The following is a 19,617-nucleotide window of genomic DNA, read 5'->3' as shown; positions in this document are numbered from 1 at the left end:
TGTGGCAGTCGCGAGCAGGCAGGCGATGCTGAGCGTACCGAAAGAGCAGTTTCGGCTGTTGATTGCCGAAACCGGGCGGCGCATGGGGCTCACCGATGTGGCGGTGGCCGAGCTGGTGCGGCGGGCGCAACTCGGGCGCTGGCGCAAGGGCCAGGAGATCTTCACCACCGACGACGCCGCCGACCTGGTGAACTTCCTGGTTTCCGGTGCCGTCAAAGTCACCTGCCCGGCGGGTAACGGCATGGTCGGCGTGCAGCTGGTGCGGCCGGGGCAGTTCTTTGGCCTCAACTGGTACGCCGAGCGCGGTCGGCCGCGCCTGTTCGGTGCCAGTGCCTTTACCGATTGCACCGTCGCCATGGTCACCAGCGAGATGATGGCGGTACTAATCGCCAGCGCTCCGCCACAATCAGTGATGCGGATAATGTCGTACAGCTGGCGCGCTCTCAGCCGGCTGCTGCATGAGAAGTGCTCGCTGCTCGGCTTGCGGCTGGAGGAGCGGCTCAAGCGTGAGCTTGGCGTTCTCGCTCGCGACTTCGGGCGCGAACAGGATGACGGTGTCATCATCGATGTGCCGCTGACCCACGCCGACTTGGCCGAGTTCGCCATCGCCTCGCGCGCCAACGTCGCGCGGGTGATGAAGAGCTTCGAGCGCAACGGCCTGGTGGCCCGCGCCGGCCGCAAGGTGTTCCTCACCTCCGCCTTCTTCGAGCGAGAGCACAATCCCGACTTCGATCTGCTCGTCCAATCCGATCTGCTGCGGCTGCCCTCGCGGCAGCTCGCCTGAGTCGGGGAAAATCGGCCGCCGGTGTGCTGAAGAGCACATCAGGTGGTGGACGAGGAGACGATCGGCTCGCTATCGTGCGCCGCACACCAAGGTTGCGGAGGTAGCACCGGGAGCATGAACGCAATGCAAACTCTGGCCGAGTTGATTTCGGAGCATCTGGGCGTGGACGAGGATGAAGTGTCGGCGGCCACCAACTTCGCCGACGATCTCGGCGCCGACTCGCTCGACGTGGCCGAGATTGCCATTGCGGTGGAAGACCGCCTGGGCGTAGCGATTGACGATGCGGAGCTGGATCGCATCCGCACGGTGGGACAGGCGGCCGAGGTGCTGGAAGAGAAGCTCCGCCAGCTGACGGCGCTCAGCGCCCGCCGTCGCATGTGAGGAGGGGTGATGAGCGAGAGCACTGGCGCCGCTCAGGCGCACAACTTCGACGAGTACCTGTGGCCGCTGGTGGACGAGGTGTGGCCGATGGACTGGGACCGGTTGACGGCCGAGCACCGGCTGCGGCTGCGGCTGCGCGAGATTCTCGCCCACGTGCAGGAGACGCACGTGGCGCCGCGCTTGCGCCGCCTTGGCGCTGCCGCCACCGTCGCTGCGGCGGCGCACATCACCCAGCAGGTCATCAGCGGCCCGCCGCAAGGCGAATACTGGGAGCGCACCCTGCACGGCCCGGTGCCACGGGCGCTATGCGACGAGTGGGCGGAACTGGCGGGGCAATTGCGCCGGTGCTGTCTGGATGCGAGCGCGGCGGCGCCAGGCCGGCCGCGCTAAGCCGCTGCGCGCGATTCGGCCGCCACCTCGATCAGCGTGATCTCGCGCGTGGCGAAGAGCCGGATACGCTGCCCCGTGACCCCCAACCCGCGGGTTACGTAGAGGTAGCAGCCGTCTTTCTGGTACACTCCTTGATCGAACGGCGTGATGAACCGCGACAGCCCGTGACGGCGGCCATCGAACCACGGCAGCGCCAGTTGCCCGCCGTGGGTGTGGCCGGCGAGGGTGAGCGGGATTCCCAAGGCGGCAGCATGGCTGAAGGCTTCCGGCCGGTGACAGAGCAGTAGCACGGGCTCGCCGGTGGGCAGCCGCGCCTGCAAGCGCGCCAGGCCGGCATGCCGGTGCACGCCGCGCGCCCAGTCTCGACCGATATCGTCCAAGCCCACCACGTGCAACCGCACACCGGCGATGTCCACCACCGCCAGCGCATCGCGCAGCACCGTGAACGCGGTGTATTGGCGGAGGCCGGCCTCGACCCGGTCAGCGCCGGCGTAGTGGTCGTGGTTACCGAGGATGGCAAAGACGCCGAAACGGGCCCGTAGCTCCCCCAGCAACGGCAAGTACACCGGCAGATCGGCGCTCACCCCGTCGGCGATGTCGCCGGTGATGCAAATCAGGTCGGGGCGCAGAGCGTTGATACGCTGCACGAACTTTCGTAAGCGCGGCTGCGAGAGATTTTGCCCGATGTGAAGGTCGCTGATGTGGGCGATGCGCAGCCCGTGTAGCGCTGGCGCGTAAGCCAGTGGCAGGCGCATGTGTGTAAGGCTGAGCCGGCGCTGCCCGATGGTGTAACCATAGGCGAAGGCCGCTGCGATCGTGCTGACTCCGGCCGCCGATACCCAGTGGAAGATTCCGTCAATGGTGGAGCTGGCGGCCGCGGCTTGCAGCGTACCGGCTTCAACCGTCAGTGCGCCGAGCGCCAGCCGCAAGCCGCCCCACGCCGTTGCGCTGGCGGCCAGAAACGCGGCACAGAACAACGAGGTGAACGCGACCGCAGCGTAGGCGCGCAAGCAGCTGAATCGCCAGCCTCGGCCATCGCGTTGGCCCCGCATCGTGCCGATCAACTTGCGGTTCACGGTATAGACCGCCAGCGGTCCGACCAGCTGTAGTGGCAACGGCAGCGGCCATCCTAGGCTGCTCGACAACCACGCCCCGCACGCCCACTGCGCCAGGCTGACCACCGCCAGCAGGAGAGCGAAGAAGCGAGCGAAAAAGAACTCGGTACACGCCCGCTGCCAGCGCGCCGCCAGCCGCTGAACCGATGCCAACAACATGCGCCGAACACTAGCGTACCAAGCCGCTTCGTGCCACTATCCGCGCCGTCGAGGCCGCGCTCGACCATTCGAGTTCAGACCGCAGCCTTGGTAACGTAGATAATGAATCTGACTTGCTCTCGCGCCCGGCGCCTGGCCGCCATCACCGCCATCACCGGCTTCGCCGGGCTCGCCGGTCAGGCAGCAGCCTTCACGCTCAGCAGCCCCGCTTTCGAGCCGGGCGGAACCATCCCGCAAAAGCACACCTGCGACGGCTCCGCGACCGCGCGCGAGCGCCACGCCGCCGACACCAACGCCGGTGTGTCGCCAGCCCTGGTGTGGCGGGATTCGCCCAGTGCCACCAAGGCTTTCGCGCTGGTGGTTGACGATCCCGATACCCCGACCGGGAGTTATGTCTACTGGGTACTGTACGACATTCCGGCCAGTCAGACCTCGCTGTCCGAGGGGGTAGCCAGGAGCGAAGAGCTGCCCGACGGCAGCAAGCAGGGGCGCAACGATTTCCGTAACCCGTTCTACCAAGGCCCCTGCCCGCCACGGGGTGATCCGCTCCATCGCTTCGTCTTCACGCTCTACGCCCTCGCCGCGCCGCTCGATCTGCCGCCGGCCGCCACCAAGACGGCGGTGATGCAGGCGATCAACCGGCACAAGTTGGGCAAAGCCGAGTTGATCGGGCAATACGGCCGCTGATACCGCCGTCGTGCGCAGAGCCGCAGGCAGCGCATATCGCATGTCATCTCGCCATCGTGTGGCGCGTTTCGGACGCGCGTTGCGAATCTGCGGGTTGAGCCGTTAACGGCACCGGCTCGACACCGCCGCAACCGTAGGTCGTGGGCGTGTGACCCGACCGTTCTCGTGGCACCTGCCTTGCTCACGTGCTCTGCGAGCCATCTGGGCTCGGGAAGGTGCTGGGATGCCAGAAGTAATTTCGGGTCAGGACAAGCGCTACACGGTGGTATTGCTCCGCTGGGTGCTGATCATCGCCTCGGCCTATCTGTTGTTGTTCGGACCGAGTGGACCGGATGTCGATCTCGGTCGCGCGCTCTTCGTTGCCCTGGTGCTGGGCTCGAACGTCGTCCTCAACCACTTGCCGCAACGGTGGTGGGAATCGCGCGCATTCGACATGGCGCTGGTGCTGTTCGACACCTCTTGGGTGACGGTGAGCCTAGCGTGGTCGCCGCAGCTCTCGGACGACTTCTTCATGCTGTACTTCCTGGTGCTGTTCGTCGCCGCGCTAGGCGAGTCGCTGCCGATGATCGTCGGCACCGCGGGTGTCATCACCGCACTCTACGGCTGGGGGCTGAGTCACGCCACCGGCGTCAACGCCCTGACCTCCGAGGCTTTCTTACGCATGTTGTTCCTGTTCGTCGTCGCACTGTTCTACGGCTATTTCGTGACCGCGTTGCGCGGCCGCCGCCGTGAGGCTGCCGAGGCCCGAGCGCTGGAACAGGCCAAGACCGAACTACTGGCATCGATCAGCCACGATCTTCGCGGCCCGCTGAGCAACGCCGAGAACTACGCGCTGCTGCTGCTCGAGGGTGATTGCGGAGCACTGTCCGACAAGCAGCGCGATTTCACCGCCCGCCTCCACGCCAACCTGCGCCGGGTGACGTCGCTGGTGACCAACTGCCTCGACGCCTCGCGCATCGAGGCCGGGCGGCTGCGCTTGCAGCGCACCCCGCTGCAATTCAACGAGGTGGTGAGCGACACCTTGCAAGTGGAGGGCACGCAAGCCGCCGCCAAAGGTATCAGCATCGAAAGAGACATCGACCCGACCCTGCCGCCGATCACCGGTGACATGATGCATCTCGGGCGGGTGGTGGCTAACCTGCTCGGCAACGCCGTCAAGTACACGCCCAAAGGCGGCCACGTTCGCGTTCGCACCCGCATCGCTGACCACGGAGTGTGTCTGGACATCACTGATTCAGGGCCCGGCATCGAACCCGGCGAACAGGGCACGATCTTCGACAAATTCGAGCGCCTACAGAGTGGGCGCCACTCACCGGGCACCGGGCTCGGTCTGTTCATCGTCAAGAACATCGTCAGTGCCCACGGCGGTTCGGTACACGTGCACAGCGTCCTGGGCGGGGGTGCCACCTTCACTGTGTGGTTACCCGGGAGCGAACCCGAGCAGCGCGACCACGAGTCCACTCCGGCGGCTGTAGCCTTGCACGATGCGGCAGCGGTGCACGCCGCCTGAGCGTTGATCCCTGGCTCACCTCGGTGGCCGCAGCTGATTGTAGCGATCCTGGCTCTTCCCGCGCATTTCTTTGACCCGGCGCTCGGCATCTTTGACTAGCGCCGGTTTGTGATTGAGCACGAAGTAGCCGACGGCGAGCACCGCCACTGCCAGCGCCGCGGCTGCCACCGGATGCTCGAGGGCCCACTTCAGTAGGGTCGCCATCGCCGCTCAGGATATGGCGGCGATCGCGACTGCACAAGCTCGAAGATCCGCTTCCCTCAGTGCAGCGCCGGTAGGCGGCGGCCGCCGCGGCGAAGGATTTGCAGGCCGTAGCCGCCTTCGTAGAAGCTGTCGACCGCCGCATAATTGCGCGTGAGCCAGCGTGCCACCACGGGATTGTAGGTGGCAAACCCGTGCACGCCGAATTCCGTGTAGCGCCGCTCGCTCAGGATCAGATACTCCGGGCCATCGGCCGCGAGCTCCGCGATGAAGCGTTCCTCCTCGGCGACCCCGAGCAACATCCCCGGAATCAACGTCGAGTAACGCACGCGCGAGCGCCGGCCGGAGAGGAAATTGAGAAATCCCTCCTCGGGGATGACGAACAACTCGGCTTCGTCAGGCAGTTGTTGCAAGCGCCCCAAGCTGGCGCTGAACACCCGTCCCAGGCGGGGTTGTGTGTAGATCTCGCCGCGAGCCGTTCGCACTGGGTAGGTGCGCAGCGCGTAGAGGTTGAGGACCTGGGCGCGGATAGCCAGGCCGTACAAGGTGATGAATACTGCCGCAGTCCACGCCGCCACGCCGGCGCCTGCGCTACGCCGCAGCCGGAGCGCCAGCGCCGGCAGGAGCCGCGCCGCTATGCCTGCGATGGCGATGCCGCTGAGCAAGATCAACGTCGGCGTCGAGTATTCGCGCGAGTATTCGTGCACCAGGAAGCCCCAACGCGCCGACAGGCCGAGGGTGAAAGCCCCCAGCAACAGCACCAGCAAGACGCCTGGCGCAGCCTGCGGGCGACGTACCTGGAGCAAGCCCCAGGCTACGCTGCCAAGTGCCAGCAAGGGTCCCCAGTGCAAGCCGGTCACGCCCGTCGCCGCCAGCGCTTGGCGCAGCGGCTCCCAGCGCAGTGCCAGCCCAAGCGCAAGCACGAGCAGGACGCGGGCCGCCCGCCTGCGGGCGAGGAGGAGCAGGCCGCCGAGCACTGCCAACGCGGCACTGACGGTCGCGAAAGACCAAGCTCCTTCAAGAAACACGGTGGCCAGCACGCTCCCGGTTGGCGCCCGCGTGTGAAAGAAGCGCTCATTCCAGTACTGCATCCGCGCAACTGGGAAGATGTTGTCAAACCATGCCGCGGCCAACACCCCGTCACTCGCCAGCCACAGCGCACAGGCGGCGATAACCACGGCCGTCGGGCCGACGACCCGCAGCACCTCCGCGCCTAGCTCGCGCCAGGCTGCGCGCCGCACGCCATGGCGAGCAACGCAGAAAGCGGCGCAGGCCGCCGTGGCTGCCAAGCCCGATTCCAGTTTGCACAGCCAAGCCAGGCCCGCGAACGTTCCCGCCAGCAGCAGTGGCCGCGGCCCGCGCTGCTCCCAAGCCCGCAGCAGGCAGAGTAGCGTCAGCAGCCCGCTGACAAGGCCGTAGAGCCCGGAATAACTCGCCGGCAAGATGTAATTGTACAAGAACGGCCCAAAGCCGCAGCTGAACAACAATAAACCCGCGCTGGCCGCCGCCGCCGGCACCGCCAGCGCCCGGCGGCACAAGCGATAACACAGCAAGGTGATCACAACGGTGCTGACCATGCCGCTGCCGTAGAAGACGTTCAGGTGCACGCCGAACGCGCGCAGCAGCAGGGCGTTCAAATAGGGCGCGAGCGGCGGGTACTGCGATGTCACCTCGCGGTACAAGACATCGCCATCGGCCAGGCGCAGCGCCAGGTAGGCGTCGCGCCCGCAGTCCACCACGATGTCGCCCCAGGCGTGCCAGGTCAGCCGCAGCAACAGTGCGAACAGCACCGCCAGCGCCAGCAGCGCCGCTGCCTCGGCTCCGCGGGTTGCGCCGGCGGAGCCGCCCTGATCGCCCGCGCTGTTCACAGGGTTAGGCGCGGGCCGCGGTCACCAGCTTGCGCAGCAGCTCGCGATGGCAGCGGGTCTCCTGCGCGCAGCCGCAGAGCAGCGTGATGGTGCGGCGGCGCGCGGCTTGCCGCAGCTCCGCAATCGCCGCCGCTTGCGCCTTCATCTCGGTGCGGTAGCGGCGCGCGAAATCGCCCCAGGGCAACGCGGCTGCTTTGTAGGCCTTGATCAACGCCACGCTGGGCGCCAGCTCGCGCTGCCAAGCATCGACGTGATCCTTGCGCACGCCGCGCGGCCAGTATCGCATCACCAGCAGGCGTTGCCCGTCGCCGGCCGCTCGCGGCTCGTATACCGATTTCGTCTGCACCATGCTCCGACCATATGGCACGGCGAAAGCGTTCGTGCCAAGCCCGGGGGCCAGGCCGTGACCGGCGAACGTGCTATATAGCCGCGGCGGAGGGCGCTATGCACACACCAGTAGAGCGAGTCCGGGTGGGATTCATCGGCTGCGGCCAGATCAGTGGCCTGCAGGCGCTGGGCTATCTCGATCACCCCCACGCCGAGATCTTTGCCGTCTGCGACCGTGACGCGGCGCTGGCCGCAAGCCGCGCGCAGCAGTGGCGGGCGCGCAAGGTGTATACCGAGATCACAGAGCTCCTGGGCGATGCCGACGTGAACGCGGTCGAGATCGCCTTGCCCCATCACCTGCACCGCGACGCCGCGGTGGCCGCACTGCAAGCCGGTAAGCACGTGTCGCTGCAAAAACCGCCGACGCTCACCCTGGCCGAACTCGACGACATCGCCGAGGCGGCCAAGACGGCCGGACGCACGCTGCGGGTGCTGGAGAACTTCATGTATTACCCGCCGCATGTGAAGGCCAAGGAACTGGTCGACGAGGGCGTGATCGGCACGCCGCTGTCGGTGCGCATCAAGACTGCCGCCGGCCGCCTGGATGACGGTTGGCGGGTGCCCACCAGCGCGCAGCGCTGGCGCATGAACCCGGAGCTGTGCGGCGGCGGACCGACCTGCTTCGACCACGGGTACCATTGCTACAACATGGGCCGCTTTTTCATTCCCGAAGCGGTCGAACGGGTGCACGCCTGGATTCACGTCAACCGCTTCGGCGACGACGCTTTCTATGACGGCCCCGCCCTGATCAGCTGGAAGTACGCCGGCGTACCCAAGTTCGGTAGTTGGGAAGTCATCGCCTCCATCGGCATGCGTGTGCGCTCGCACTACTACGCCAGCGACGACCGCATGGAGATTCACGGCAGCGAGGGCATCATCTGGATCAACCGCTGCACCGGCTTCCTGCTCGACGAGCCCGCGCTCGTCCTCTACCGCGACGGCGAAACCCGCGCCTGGCACGACATTCCCACGGACTGGGCCGAGAGCTTTCGCCTCGGCGGGCACGACTTTATCGATGCTCTGATCGAGGGACGCCAACCGGCCCAAGACGCGCACGAGGCGAGCGAAACCCTGCGCTTCGCCCTCGCCGCCAACCTCGCTGCCCGCACCGGGCGCGAAGTCCGCCTCGACGAAGTCGGGCCGCACACCCGAGCACTGCTGCCTGTTCCCGACTAGTGGCTTGGAGCAGGATCCGCTTCCTCGGTGAGGTCACTATTACCCTTGCGAATCCAGTTCACCGGCAGGGCGGCGCTCTTTCGGCGACGCAGCTGGCCGGTGCCCGCGGCAGTAGGTTTCTGACAGTTCTGACGGTACGGCGGCAGCGCGCTTCTCCCTGCCACGCCCGACCACTGCGTTCCCGGCTGCGGGGTCACAACTCCCAGCATATGTCAAAGGAAATACGCGACGTGGCTCCGCATTCTTCGTTTGACACGCTTCAGGGCTTTTTGGTAACCGATGCCTTCGCCGTATGGGTACACAGTACACTACCCGAATCGCGTGGATGGCCATGCTCGTGCTGTTGTGGGTGGACACCGCCAACGCGCAGATCTTTCTGCAGCCCGCTCCGAGCGTGCCGGTGGGGCGCCAGCCGGAATTTCTGGTAGTGTCGGACTTCGACGGCGACGGCATTGCGGATTTGGCCGTTGGTAGCCCGCAGGAGAAGCGCGTTACGGTCCTGCTAGGCAGCAGCGCCGGCACGTTTGGCACGAGCAGTGCGTGGAGCTTTGGCAGCCAGTTGCGAGGCCTGGCTGCGGGGGATGTCAACGGGGATACGCTTGCGGACCTTGTAGTTGCCGATCAGGGTTCCGCTGGCGTGTGGATCTTGTTGGGTAGTGGTGACGCCACGTTTGGCGACCCCGAGTTAGTTGACGTGGGCGGTTATCCGCAAGGAGTGGCCATCGGTGAGTTCGACGGCTTAGCCGGACAGGACTTGGCCGTTACTGACAGCCGTGGCGATCGAGTCGTCATCTTAATAAATGATGGCACCGGCGTGTTCACCGCTGGCAGCGAGTTCACGGTGAGCGACCCGGGCGCAGTTGCTGCTGCCGATTTCAATAGCGACAGTCTGCCGGACTTGGCAGTGCTTAGCGAAACTCCAGGGGTCGGCGGTCGCACTGTCAGCGTCCTGCTCGGCACAAACGCGGGTAGCCGGGGTTTTTCCCCTGTTGGGAGTTTCGTGGTTGGCAAAGGTGCCGAGGGGCTATCTCTGGCCGACTTCGACAACGACACTCGACTCGATATAGCAACGGCGAACACATTCTCGAACGAAGAAGGCTCGGAGGTTAGCCTGCTCCTCGGCCGCGGGAACGGTTCGTTTACCTTGAGATCATTCGCGACCTGCCCAATGCCTGCGGACGCGTCGCGGCCGCCTTGTTTCGCGCGCGGAGTTGTCGGTGCTGATTTTGATGACGATGGCGACACCGACATCGTCGTCAGCGTCACCAGCAATCCCGACGTGCCCCCGGGGGGGGCGCTGCGAACGTTTGTCGGCGACGGGACCGGCGGGTTCTCGGATGGCCCGGTTCTTCCCATCGGTCCACTTCCGCTTGGCGCCGCGGTGGGTGACTTCACCGGAGATGGGTTGCCGGATGTGGTCGTGGGGACGACTCCAGACTTCACCGTACAGCCTTTCGTGAGCCAGCCGGGCGCTGTGGTCGCGCTCGGCTCCGCGTTCGGCGACTGGGGCAAGCAACCCGCGATCGACGTCGTGCTGAAGGCGAGGAACATCCAGGTCGCCTCAGTTCAGAACGATATTACGTTCGACTTGTCCGTGCCGATTCTCAGTTGCACTGTTAACCCGCTGATCGACAAGACCGCGAGTACGTTCCGCTTGCTTCCAGCCGGCTGTACCGCTGGGGTCGACTGCACGCAGATGCGGGCGGTCGTTGTGGCACTCGATAACGTTGACCCCATCCCCGACGGGTCGGTCCTGTATAGCTGCGATGTGGCCATCCACGACGACGCAGCGACCGGCACCCATCCCTTGGTTGGCTCTGGCCTCGCGGTCAGCGACCCGGCGGGCGATCCGCTGTTAGCACACGTGGTCGATGGCGCTGTCGCGGTTTCCTGCCCGGGCGACTGCACCTTCGACGGCCAGATCACGGTCGATGAGTTGGTAAGAGGCGTGAACATCGCCCTCGGCAACCTGTCGCTGACTGCCTGCCTGCCGTTCGATGCTAACAACGACTCCTCGGTCACCGTCGACGAACTGATCTTGGCGGTAAACGTCGCCCTCAACGGGTGTTTCCCACCGGCGGTGAGAACTCCCACGCCGACGCCGACACCAACGTTCACACCAACGCCGACACCGACGGCCACCCCGACAGCAACACCCTCGGCGACGCCGACCGCAACACCGACGGTGACCCCGACTGCCTCGCCGACCAGTACTCCCACGGCGACGCCGAGCGCGACCCCCACTGACACACCGACTGCTACACCCACCGACACGCCGACCAGAACACCGACGTCGACCCCGACTGAGACACCGACGGCGACCCCGACCGACACTCCTACGGTGACCCCCACCGATACGCCAACGGCAACGCCAACCGATACACCGACCGTCACGCCGACTTACACGCCGACGGATACGCCGACGGAGACACCCACCGCCACTCCGACTGACACACCAACGGAAACACCGACGGTAACGCCGACCGACACGCCTACGGCAACCCCGACCGAGACACCGACGGCGACGCCAACCGACACCCCAACTCACACGCCCACTGAAACAGCAACCGCAACGCCCACGGAAACTCCCACGGCCACTCCGACTGACACACCAACGGAGACGCCGACGGCGACGCCGACCGACACGCCCACGGCAACCCCCACCGACACCCCGACCGAGACACCGACGGCTACTCCGACCGACACCCCAACTCACACGCCTACTGAAACGCCAACCGCAACGCCCACGGAAACGCCCACCGCCACCCCGACTGACACTCCGACTGACACGCCAACGGAGACGCCGACCGACACGCCCACGGCCACCCCCACTGACACTCCGACCGAGACACCGACGGCTACTCCGACCGACACCCCAACTCACACGCCCACTGAAACACCAACCGCAACGCCCACGGAAACTCCCACGGCCACTCCGACTGATACACCAACGGAGACGCCGACGGCGACGCCGACCGACACGCCTACGGCAACCCCCACCGACACCCCGACCGAGACACCGACGGCGACGCCAACCGATACCCCAACTCACACGCCCACTGAAACGCCAACCGCAACGCCCACGGAAACGCCCACCGCCACTCCAACTGACACGCCGACGGCGACGCCGACCGACACGCCTACTGAAACGCCAACCGACACACCCACAGAGACCCCTACCGACACTCCCACCGAGACGCCGACGGCGACGCCGACAGAGACCCCGCCGCCGTAACCCCTCCGCCGCGTAAGTACGGGCGGCTTACAGTGGCAGCCGCCGCAGTCGCAGTGCGTTGCTGATTACGGACAGTGAGCTGAAGCTCATCGCTGCACTGGCGATCATCGGGCTCAGCAGCAGGCCGAATATCGGATAGAGCGCCCCCGCCGCCAGCGGTACGCTGACGGCATTGTAGAAGAAGGCGAAGAACAAGTTCTGGCGGATATTGCGCATGGTGGCGCGGCTGAGCCGGCGGGCGTTGGCCAGGGCGCGCAAGTCGCCCTGCACCAGCGTGATGCCCGCGCTCGCCATGGCCACGTCCGTGCCCGTGCCCATGGCAATGCCGACGTGGGCTTGTGCTAACGCGGGTGCGTCATTGATGCCGTCGCCGGACATGGCCACCATCCGGCCGGCGGCCTGCAGCCGTCTGACGATGGCCGCCTTCTGTTCCGGCAGCACCTCCGCCTCGACCTCGGTAATGCCGAGCTGGTGCGCCACCGCTTCCGCCGTGACGCGGCTGTCTCCACTCAGCATGACGATTCGAATTCCGTCGCGTTGCAGCGCGGCGATCGCCGCTGGCGTCGTCGCTTTCACCGGGTCAGCGACGCTCAGCAAGCCGGCCGGCTGACCATCGATGGCCACGAACATTGCGATCTGGGCACTGCGCTGGAAACCGTCGCCGGCCCGGCGCAGCTCGCCCAGATCCACGCCCAGCTGCTCAAACAGCGAGGGGTTGCCCAGAGCCACCAGCCGCCCGCGCACACTCCCGGTGATGCCCTTACCCGGAAATGTCTGAACCTGCGCCGGGCTGACGAGATCGAGCTGATGTCGGGTGGCGCCGCCGACAATGGCGTCGGCCAACGGATGCTCGCTGCCGCGCTCCAGGCTGGCGGCCAACCGCAGCACTTCCATTTCGCTCCACTGCCCCACCGCGGTCACCGCGGTCAGCTGCGGGCGGCCCTCGGTCAGCGTTCCGGTCTTGTCGACCAGCAACGTATCGATCCTCTCCATCAGCTCGAGCGCTTCGGCGTGTTTGATCAGGACACCGGCCGTAGCCCCGCGCCCCGTGCCCACCATGATCGACATCGGCGTAGCCAGCCCGAGCGCGCACGGACACGCGATGATCAACACCGCCACGGCATTGAGCAGCGCGTATGCCATCCGGGGCGCCGGGCCCACCAGTGCCCAGGTCACGAAGGTAATCGCCGCGCTCGCCACCACCACCGGCACGAAGTATCCCGCCACCACGTCCGCCAGGCGCTGGATCGGCGCGCGGCTGCGCTGCGCCTCGCCGACCATGCGCACGATCTGCGCCAGCAAAGTTCCGGCGCCGACACGCTCGGCACCCATGACCAAACTGCCGGTGCCGTTGACTGTCGCGCCGGTCACCCGATCACCCGGCCCCTTGTTCACCGGCATCGCTTCGCCCGTGATCATCGACTCATCGACCGCGCTGCTCCCCTCCAGCACCACCCCGTCCACCGGTACCCTCTCACCCGGGCGCACCCGCAGGCGGTCGCCCACTCGTACCAGTTCCAAAGCGATGTCCTCGTCCAGCCCGTTGTTTCGGATTACGCGCGCAGTCTTCGGAGCCAGACCCAGCAGGGCACGGATGGCGCTGCTGGTCCGGCCGCGTGCACGCAGCTCCAGCACCTGTCCCATCAGCACGAGCGTCGTGATCACCGCGGCACTCTCGAAATACAGCGGAACGGCACCGCCGTGGCCACGAAAAGAATCCGGGAAGATGTCCGGCAGCACGGCCGCCACGGCGCTATAGGCGTACGCCGTGCCCGTTCCGAGCGCGATCAGGGTGAACATGTTCAACCGCCGGCTGACCACCGAGGCCCAGCCGCGCTCGAAGAACGGCCACCCCGCCCACAACACCACTGGCGTTGCCAGGACGAACTGAATCCAGGTGACCCCGCGGCCGAGCGCGTGTAGCAACGGTTGCCCTGGAATCATGTCCGACATGCCGAGCACAAAGACCGGAGCTGCCAGTACCAGGCTGATCCAGAAGCGGCGGCTCATGTCTATCAGCTCGGGATTCGGCCCTTCGTCGGCCGACAGTTCGAGCGGTTCCAACGCCATGCCGCAATCGGGGCACGAGCCCGGGCCGACCTGGCGCACCTCGGGATGCATCGGGCAGGTGTACAGGCTGTCCCGCGTTTGCTCATCCGGCGCGGCGGCCTTCGCTGCCGGCGGCTTTAGATACTGCTCCGGTGCCAGCCGGAACTTCTCGCGGCACTTCGGATTGCAGAAGTAGTAGGTCTGGCGCTCGTATGTCCACGAGCCCCCTCTTGGCGCGGCCGGATCAACGCTCATGCCGCAGACGGGATCGCGGGGCTCCGGTGCGGTCGCCTTATCACTGTGCTGGCTGGTCCTCATCCGTGCAGCCGCCTCCTAGCTAGTGTTCTTCCGCTGTGCCCGGCGCCTCATGCCTGGGTCGAGCCCAAGAGGTTGCCTCCGAGTCGTGGATGTCCGACGCGCTTGTCGCCGATCACGTTGATGAGCGAGGCGGTGCCGGAGCTGAAGGCGCGCTCCAGCGCTGGGACGATCTCGGCCGGCTGCTCGACGTACTCGGCGTGACAGCCCATGATCGCGAACATCTGATCGTAACGGATGTTCGGCAGCATGTTGAACGGGTCGGTGCGACCCTTGAGCAGCGGCATCTCTTCGAAGCCCGGCCCCCATGAGCTGTTGTTCCACAGCACGGTATGAATCGGCAGGCCGTAGCGCAGCGCGGTTTCGATGTCCCAGCCGCCGATGCCCAAGCCGCCATCGCCGCTGACCACCACCACCTGTTTGCCCGGCCGCGCCAGCTGTGCGCCGATCGCCATGCCGACGCCGTGCCCCACCGGCGCCAGCGGGCCGGCATCGACGATTTGGCCCGGAAAGCGCGCCTGAAACCATTGCGACAGCCAGCCACTCATGGTGAATGAATCGAGCACCAACGTGGCATCCTTATCCAGCACGGTGCAAAGCGCGCGGGCAAGAACATCGGCGTGCACGGGGATCTGCTTGCGCACGGCATTCTCGTTCAGCGCAATCGTGCGCTCGTAATTGGCGCGCACCTCGGCGACTTCCTTCAGCCACGGCGAGTCGCGCCGGCGCGAGAAGTCCAGCCGCAGGCGCTTGGCCGTGTCGATCAGCTGGCGCAGTACCAATTTGGGATCACCGACGATCGCCACCGCCGCCGGCACGTGCCAGCCAATGCGCGCCGGTACCGCGTCGACCTGGATATAGGTGGCCTGGCCGTTCCATGTCGGCGGCTCGCCGAAGTGCTCGCCGCTCCAGAACTTGAAGCCGAGCGCCAGCACCACATCGGCGCGGCTGGTGAACGGCTTCTTCCAGGCGCCGCGCACCGCCAGCGGATCATCCTCGGGCATCGCCCCCTGGCCCGCTCGCCGCGCGTAGGTCGGAATGTGCGCCAGCGCAGCGAACTCGCGCAGCTCGGGAGCTGCCTGAGACCAAAAAATCCCGTCACCGCAAGCCAGCAGCGGCCGCTCGGCTTCCAGTAGCAGCGCCAGCGCGCGCTCGATCTTGGCCGGGTCGCCCTGCGCGCGCAGCTCGGCCGGGTCATAGACCGTGGCACCCGTGCGCTGCCGCGTCTCGTCGTCGCCGTGATAAAGGATGTTAGTGGGAATCTCGATCAGTGCCGGCCCCTGTGGTGGCGTCGTCGCCTCGCGGAATGCCTGGCGCAAATCGACACCGATTGTGCTCCAGTCGACTACCCGCTTGACGAACTTGGAGAAGGAGCGGCACACCTCCGAGCCGTAGGCTTCCTGAAACGAGCCGAGGTAATCCTCCGTGGTCGGGTGCTGTCCGGCGATGCACACCACGGCACTGCCGGCCAGGCCGGCGGCGCAAAGGCCGGTGACGGCGTTGGTCAAACCGCAGCCAGCCGTGACACTACAAACCCCGGGCCGCCCACTGCTGCGGGCATAGGCGTCGGCGGCGTAGGCGCAGGCCTGCTCGTGACGCATGTGAATCAGCTTGATACCGTGCTCGCGCAAGCTGGCGAGAATCGGAAAGGTGTGCCCGCCGTTGATCGCGAACAGGTACTGCACTCCCTGCTCGCGCAACAGCCGGCCAACCAATGTTCCTCCATCGACGATGGCCATGCTCGGTTCACTCCGTGATTGCTCGGGAGAGCCAAAAAGCGACCTGCCCCAATCCATGTCCGGCATTACGACCCCACCCCGCAGGTCTTTTTATTGAGGCCGCCGCCAAAATGAAAGCGCCGCTGCCTTTGAAATTCGCCCAGCGGACAATCTACAATCGGCTGAAGGTTTGGCCATGGCGCGAACTTCCCACTGGCGCGGTAGGCTGACCGCGGCCGCCGATGAAACGCTGCCGCGATCGGAAGCGCGCTATCGCGTTATCTCGGAGCTGATCTCCGATTATGCATACACCTTCGTGCACGACGGCGGAGACCATTTGATTCCCGAGTGGGTGAGCGCCGCTTTCCACCGCACCATCGGCTACAGCATCGCCGAGGTACAAGCCCGCGGCGGTTGGCAGAGCCTGATCTACGCCGAGGACTGGCCTGTCGCGCGCGCCCACGCTGCACGTATTCGAGACGGCGCCACTGACGTCGCCGAGTTTAGACTGGTCACCAAGAGCGGCGAATGCCGCTGGGTGCGCAACTACGTTCGGCCGGTGTGGGACGTGGCACGCCGGAGGGTCGTGCGCGTCTACGGCGCCGCGCAGGACATAACCGAACGTAAGCAAGCCGAAGAGGCTCTGACGCTCTCCGAGCAACGTTTCCGCTCCTTGGTCAATGCTGCGCATGACGGCATCGTTGTCACCGACCTGACCCTGGCGATCGTTTTTGCCAACCAAGCGGCCCTCGACTTGAGCGGTGCTACCGATCTGAGCCAGCTCAGCGGGCGCAATGCCGTCAGCCTGCTGGCCGAGGAGTCGGTGGCGGCGGCCCGGGCGAATGCCGTCTTGGCCATGACGCAAGGCGACGTCAGGAGCCACGAGTACGTACTGGTCCGGCTCGACGGTAAGCGTGTGCCAATCGAGCTGACCGCCTCGCTGTTGCACGATCGCGCCGGTGCCCCTAGCGGATTCATGGCCATTGCTCGCGACATCACCGACCGAAAGCGGGCGCAGCAACGGCTGGCCCTACAGCACACCGCCACCGAGATCCTGGCGCAGTCGTCCAGCGTGGCCGAGGCTGCACCGCGCGTCCTTGCGGTGATTTGCCAGCATCTCGGCTATGACTCGGCGGAGCTGTGGGGCGCCGATCCCGACGCTAACGCGCTGCGCCGGCTGGCCTGCTGGCAGCGTTCGGAGCAGGCATTTCCCGAGTTCACCGCCTTCGGGCATGACACCCTGGTGCCACCGCACCTCGGGCTCGTCGGCTCTAGCTGGGCCATGGGTGAAGCGCTGTGGGTCGCCGACATGACGGAGCACCCCGGCTTCGTCCGGGCCGTGATCGCGGCGCGCGAAGGGTTGCGGGCAGCGCTCGCGCTGCCCATCCAGATCGGCGGTGAGGTCTCGGCCGTGCTGGCGTTCTACAGCTGCCAGCCCTCGACACCGGACCCGGGGCTGCTTGAGATGTTTGCCACCATCGGCCGCCAGCTCGGTCAGTTCATGGAACGTAAGCGGGCCGAAGATGCCCTGCGCTACAGCGAGGAACACTTCCGCTCGCTGACCGAAAACGCGCTCGACCTGATCGTGATCTTGGATGTGAGCGGGATGCTGACCTACGTCAGCCCGTCGATTGAACGCGTGCTCGGCTACACGCCGGCCGAGTTGCTCAACACCAACGCCTTCAATCTGACGCACCCCGACGAGCTGGCTGAGATCTCGCAACTGTTTTTGCAGCAGCTGCCGAACCTCGGTGCGCAGGTCTCGCGGATGCTGCGCTTGCGCCACAAGGACCGCTCCTGGCGCGTGGTCGAGGTGATCGGCAAGAATCTCTTGGGCGACCGCGCCGTCGCTGGCGTGGTGATCAACGCCCGCGATATCACCGAGCGCACGCGCGCCGAGGAACAGCTGGCGCGCTCGAAAGAGCAGTTCCGCGCCCTCTCTGCCCGGCTGCAAACCATCCGCGAGGATGAAGGCACGCGCATTGCCCGCGAACTGCACGACCAACTGGGCCAGGTGCTGACCGCACTCAAGTTGGAGCTCGACGTGCTGCCGCAGCAACTGGCGGGCACCTGTGAGCTGCCGCTGTTCCTGCGCCAGAAGCTGGCGGCTATGTCGGGGCTGGCGGACTCGATGATCGCGTCGGTGCAGGGTCTTTGCACCGAGCTGCGTCCGAGTTTGCTCGACGACCTCGGCCTCACACCCGCGCTCGAGTGGCAGGCGCGTGAATTCGAGAGCCGCACCGGTATTCACTGCACCTTCTCCGCCCCGATCGAGCCGATCACCCTCGAGCCGGCGCGTGCCACCGCGCTATTTCGCGTCTTGCAAGAGGCTTTGACCAATGTGCTGCGCCACGCCAACGCCACCCGGGTGGGCGTCGCGTTGACACAAGAAGATGACTGCGTCCAACTCGAAGTTGCCGACAACGGTCGCGGTGTAACCGCCACCGAGTTGTCGGCGCCGACCTCGCTCGGCTTGCTCGGCATCCGCGAGCGTGCCCATCTGCTCGGCGGCCGGGTGAGCATTCAGGGCGGGCCGGGGCGCGGCACCACCGTGAGCTTCTGCCTACCGCTGGAAGGCCAGGACTAGGCTAGGTCGTTGCCTCAGGGGTTACGGTCACTTTGATTGCGCCGGACTTCTTGTCGGCGGCGGCGGTGAAACCGGCGGCGATGTCGGCAAGCGCAACCCGGTGTGTAATCAGCGCCCGCAGCCGATCGCGCTGGGCGCTGAGCAGGTCGAGCGCGATCTCGAAGTCGGCACGGGTGCCGCAGCGCCCGTAGGTGAGCGAGCCGACAATGCGCACTTCCTTCAACAGCAGCAGCAGGCCACTGCACGCCACCGGCCCGCTGAAGACGCCGAGCACCGAGACCATGCCGCCCGGCCGCACCAACTGCACCGCCTCGTTGAGCGTATCGGCGCTGCCGCCGACGGTCTCGATGACCACGTCGAGGGCGTTCTCCTGCGCATAGGCCCCGAGAGCCGCAGTGCCACCACTGGTGGTGTCAAATACCTTTGCCCCGAGCGCGCGCGCGGCGGCTTGCTGGTGCGGGTAACGCGCCGTTATGACCACCTCGCCGGCGCCCGCCGCGCGCGCCGCCACGACGGCCAGCAGGCCGATGGTGCCGGCCCCCAGCACCAACACCCGATCACCCAAGCGCACGTTGGCCACCCGCACCGCGTGCACGCACACCGCCAGCGGCTCGGCCAGCGCGCCCACTTCCCAATCCAATTCGGCCGGCAGCGCAAACAGAGCGTACTCCGGCATGCGCAAAAACTCGGCAAAGCCGCCCTCGGCCGAAGTGCCGAGCAAACGCAGCTCCTTGCACAGCTGATAGTCACCGGTACGGCAATAGCTGCACTCACGGCAGGCGATCAGCGGCTCGACCACCACGCGGTCGCCGGGGCGGAGCCGTTGCACGCCCGTGCCCAGCTCGAGCACTTCGCCACTAATCTCGTGTCCTGGGCACACGTAAGGTGGCGGAAAGCCGCCGTGGAACCAATGCAAGTCGCTGCCGCAAATGCCGCAGTTGCGCACCCGGACGATGACTTCGCCGGTGCCGGGTGCCGGCCGCGGTACTTCCCGCAGTTCGAGCTGCCCCGGGCCGGTGGCGTACGCCGCTTTCATGAAGAGGTGTCAGCGCTCA

The 19,617-nt window shown here is 66.3% G+C and carries 15 protein-coding genes; 8 read left to right on the top strand and 7 right to left on the bottom strand.

Features of this window, described 5'->3' with window-relative positions; all coding sequences use genetic code 11:
• Positions 1–25 precede the first annotated feature (25 nt).
• From HY699_07990 to HY699_07980, 3 genes are all read left to right on the top strand, one after another.
• Positions 26–784, top strand: a complete 759-nt coding sequence (locus tag HY699_07990; protein MBI4515741.1) for a Crp/Fnr family transcriptional regulator — start codon at positions 26–28, stop codon at positions 782–784.
• A 114-nt stretch (positions 785–898) separates the two neighbouring features.
• On the top strand, positions 899–1,165 hold the full coding sequence (locus HY699_07985; GenBank protein ID MBI4515740.1) for an acyl carrier protein: 267 nt from the start codon (positions 899–901) through the stop codon (positions 1,163–1,165).
• Between the two features lie 9 nt (positions 1,166–1,174).
• Positions 1,175–1,555 carry a hypothetical protein gene (locus HY699_07980; protein MBI4515739.1) on the top strand — a complete coding sequence of 127 codons (381 nt, stop codon included), beginning with the start codon at positions 1,175–1,177 and terminating at the stop codon, positions 1,553–1,555.
• Here the strand turns inward: HY699_07980 and HY699_07975 are convergent.
• Positions 1,552–2,829 carry a metallophosphoesterase gene (locus HY699_07975; GenBank protein ID MBI4515738.1) on the bottom strand — a complete coding sequence of 426 codons (1,278 nt, stop codon included), beginning with the start codon at positions 2,827–2,829 and terminating at the stop codon, positions 1,552–1,554. The two genes, HY699_07980 and HY699_07975, sit on opposite strands and share 4 nt — an antisense overlap.
• 102 nt (positions 2,830–2,931) lie before the next feature.
• Between HY699_07975 and HY699_07970 the strand changes: the two genes are divergently transcribed.
• Entirely contained in the window at positions 2,932–3,516 is a 585-nt protein-coding gene (locus HY699_07970) for a YbhB/YbcL family Raf kinase inhibitor-like protein (protein ID MBI4515737.1), read from the top strand.
• 223 nt (positions 3,517–3,739) lie between these two features.
• Positions 3,740–5,026: a HAMP domain-containing histidine kinase gene (locus HY699_07965; GenBank protein MBI4515736.1), complete on the top strand. Its 1,287-nt coding sequence runs from the start codon at positions 3,740–3,742 to the stop codon at positions 5,024–5,026.
• Positions 5,027–5,041: 15 nt separating this feature from the next.
• Here HY699_07965 and HY699_07960 read toward each other — a convergent pair whose 3' ends face one another.
• Genes HY699_07960 through HY699_07950 form a run of 3 tightly spaced genes read right to left on the bottom strand, consistent with a single transcriptional unit; the run spans position 5,042 to position 7,444 of the window.
• Positions 5,042–5,230: a hypothetical protein gene (locus HY699_07960; GenBank protein MBI4515735.1), complete on the bottom strand. Its 189-nt coding sequence runs from the start codon at positions 5,228–5,230 to the stop codon at positions 5,042–5,044.
• Between the two features lie 56 nt (positions 5,231–5,286).
• Positions 5,287–7,095 carry a glycosyltransferase family 39 protein gene (locus tag HY699_07955; GenBank protein MBI4515734.1) on the bottom strand — a complete coding sequence of 603 codons (1,809 nt, stop codon included), beginning with the start codon at positions 7,093–7,095 and terminating at the stop codon, positions 5,287–5,289.
• Positions 7,096–7,099: 4 nt separating this feature from the next.
• Complete coding sequence (locus tag HY699_07950) at positions 7,100–7,444, bottom strand: DUF488 family protein (protein MBI4515733.1); 345 nt, start codon at positions 7,442–7,444, stop codon at positions 7,100–7,102.
• Between the two features lie 95 nt (positions 7,445–7,539).
• On the opposite strand from HY699_07950, the gene HY699_07945 reads away from it, so the two are divergent.
• Positions 7,540–8,658: a Gfo/Idh/MocA family oxidoreductase gene (locus HY699_07945; GenBank protein MBI4515732.1), complete on the top strand. Its 1,119-nt coding sequence runs from the start codon at positions 7,540–7,542 to the stop codon at positions 8,656–8,658.
• Between the two features lie 292 nt (positions 8,659–8,950).
• Positions 8,951–11,893 carry a VCBS repeat-containing protein gene (locus HY699_07940; protein ID MBI4515731.1) on the top strand — a complete coding sequence of 981 codons (2,943 nt, stop codon included), beginning with the start codon at positions 8,951–8,953 and terminating at the stop codon, positions 11,891–11,893.
• Between the two features lie 27 nt (positions 11,894–11,920).
• Here HY699_07940 and HY699_07935 read toward each other — a convergent pair whose 3' ends face one another.
• Both HY699_07935 and HY699_07930 read right to left on the bottom strand, forming a co-directional pair.
• Entirely contained in the window at positions 11,921–14,260 is a 2,340-nt protein-coding gene (locus HY699_07935; GenBank protein ID MBI4515730.1) for a heavy metal translocating P-type ATPase, read from the bottom strand.
• 47 nt (positions 14,261–14,307) lie between these two features.
• Positions 14,308–15,996, bottom strand: a complete 1,689-nt coding sequence (locus HY699_07930) for a thiamine pyrophosphate-binding protein (protein MBI4515729.1) — start codon at positions 15,994–15,996, stop codon at positions 14,308–14,310.
• A gap of 175 nt (positions 15,997–16,171) precedes the next feature.
• Between HY699_07930 and HY699_07925 the strand changes: the two genes are divergently transcribed.
• On the top strand, positions 16,172–18,562 hold the full coding sequence (locus HY699_07925; GenBank protein MBI4515728.1) for a PAS domain S-box protein: 2,391 nt from the start codon (positions 16,172–16,174) through the stop codon (positions 18,560–18,562).
• 1 nt (position 18,563) lies between these two features.
• On the opposite strand, the gene HY699_07920 is transcribed toward HY699_07925, so the two are convergent.
• Positions 18,564–19,598 (bottom strand): alcohol dehydrogenase catalytic domain-containing protein, encoded by a 1,035-nt coding sequence (locus tag HY699_07920; protein ID MBI4515727.1) that lies wholly within the window; start codon positions 19,596–19,598, stop codon positions 18,564–18,566.
• Positions 19,599–19,617: the final 19 nt, after the last annotated feature.

The sequence above is a fragment of the Deltaproteobacteria bacterium genome, from assembly GCA_016210005.1.
Classification (GTDB): domain Bacteria; phylum Desulfobacterota; class Binatia; order HRBIN30; family JACQVA1; genus JACQVA1.
The sequence above is the reverse complement of the archived record's forward strand: the minus strand, read 5'-3'. Positions and strand labels throughout refer to the sequence as shown.

What these genes read in the sequence shown, in the direction of transcription:
- HY699_07990 (MBI4515741.1), top strand. Translation starts at nt 26, where the DNA reads ATGCTGAGCGTACCGAAAGAGCAGTTTCGGCTGTTGATTGCCGAAACC.
- HY699_07985 (MBI4515740.1), top strand. Translation starts at nt 899, where the DNA reads ATGAACGCAATGCAAACTCTGGCCGAGTTGATTTCGGAGCATCTGGGC.
- HY699_07980 (MBI4515739.1), top strand. Translation starts at nt 1,175, where the DNA reads ATGAGCGAGAGCACTGGCGCCGCTCAGGCGCACAACTTCGACGAGTAC.
- HY699_07975 (MBI4515738.1), bottom strand. Translation starts at nt 2,829, where the DNA reads ATGTTGTTGGCATCGGTTCAGCGGCTGGCGGCGCGCTGGCAGCGGGCG.
- HY699_07970 (MBI4515737.1), top strand. Translation starts at nt 2,932, where the DNA reads ATGAATCTGACTTGCTCTCGCGCCCGGCGCCTGGCCGCCATCACCGCC.
- HY699_07965 (MBI4515736.1), top strand. Translation starts at nt 3,740, where the DNA reads ATGCCAGAAGTAATTTCGGGTCAGGACAAGCGCTACACGGTGGTATTG.
- HY699_07960 (MBI4515735.1), bottom strand. Translation starts at nt 5,230, where the DNA reads ATGGCGACCCTACTGAAGTGGGCCCTCGAGCATCCGGTGGCAGCCGCG.
- HY699_07950 (MBI4515733.1), bottom strand. Translation starts at nt 7,444, where the DNA reads ATGGTGCAGACGAAATCGGTATACGAGCCGCGAGCGGCCGGCGACGGG.
- HY699_07945 (MBI4515732.1), top strand. Translation starts at nt 7,540, where the DNA reads ATGCACACACCAGTAGAGCGAGTCCGGGTGGGATTCATCGGCTGCGGC.
- HY699_07940 (MBI4515731.1), top strand. Translation starts at nt 8,951, where the DNA reads ATGGGTACACAGTACACTACCCGAATCGCGTGGATGGCCATGCTCGTG.
- HY699_07935 (MBI4515730.1), bottom strand. Translation starts at nt 14,260, where the DNA reads ATGAGGACCAGCCAGCACAGTGATAAGGCGACCGCACCGGAGCCCCGC.
- HY699_07930 (MBI4515729.1), bottom strand. Translation starts at nt 15,996, where the DNA reads ATGGCCATCGTCGATGGAGGAACATTGGTTGGCCGGCTGTTGCGCGAG.
- HY699_07925 (MBI4515728.1), top strand. Translation starts at nt 16,172, where the DNA reads ATGGCGCGAACTTCCCACTGGCGCGGTAGGCTGACCGCGGCCGCCGAT.
- HY699_07920 (MBI4515727.1), bottom strand. Translation starts at nt 19,598, where the DNA reads ATGAAAGCGGCGTACGCCACCGGCCCGGGGCAGCTCGAACTGCGGGAA.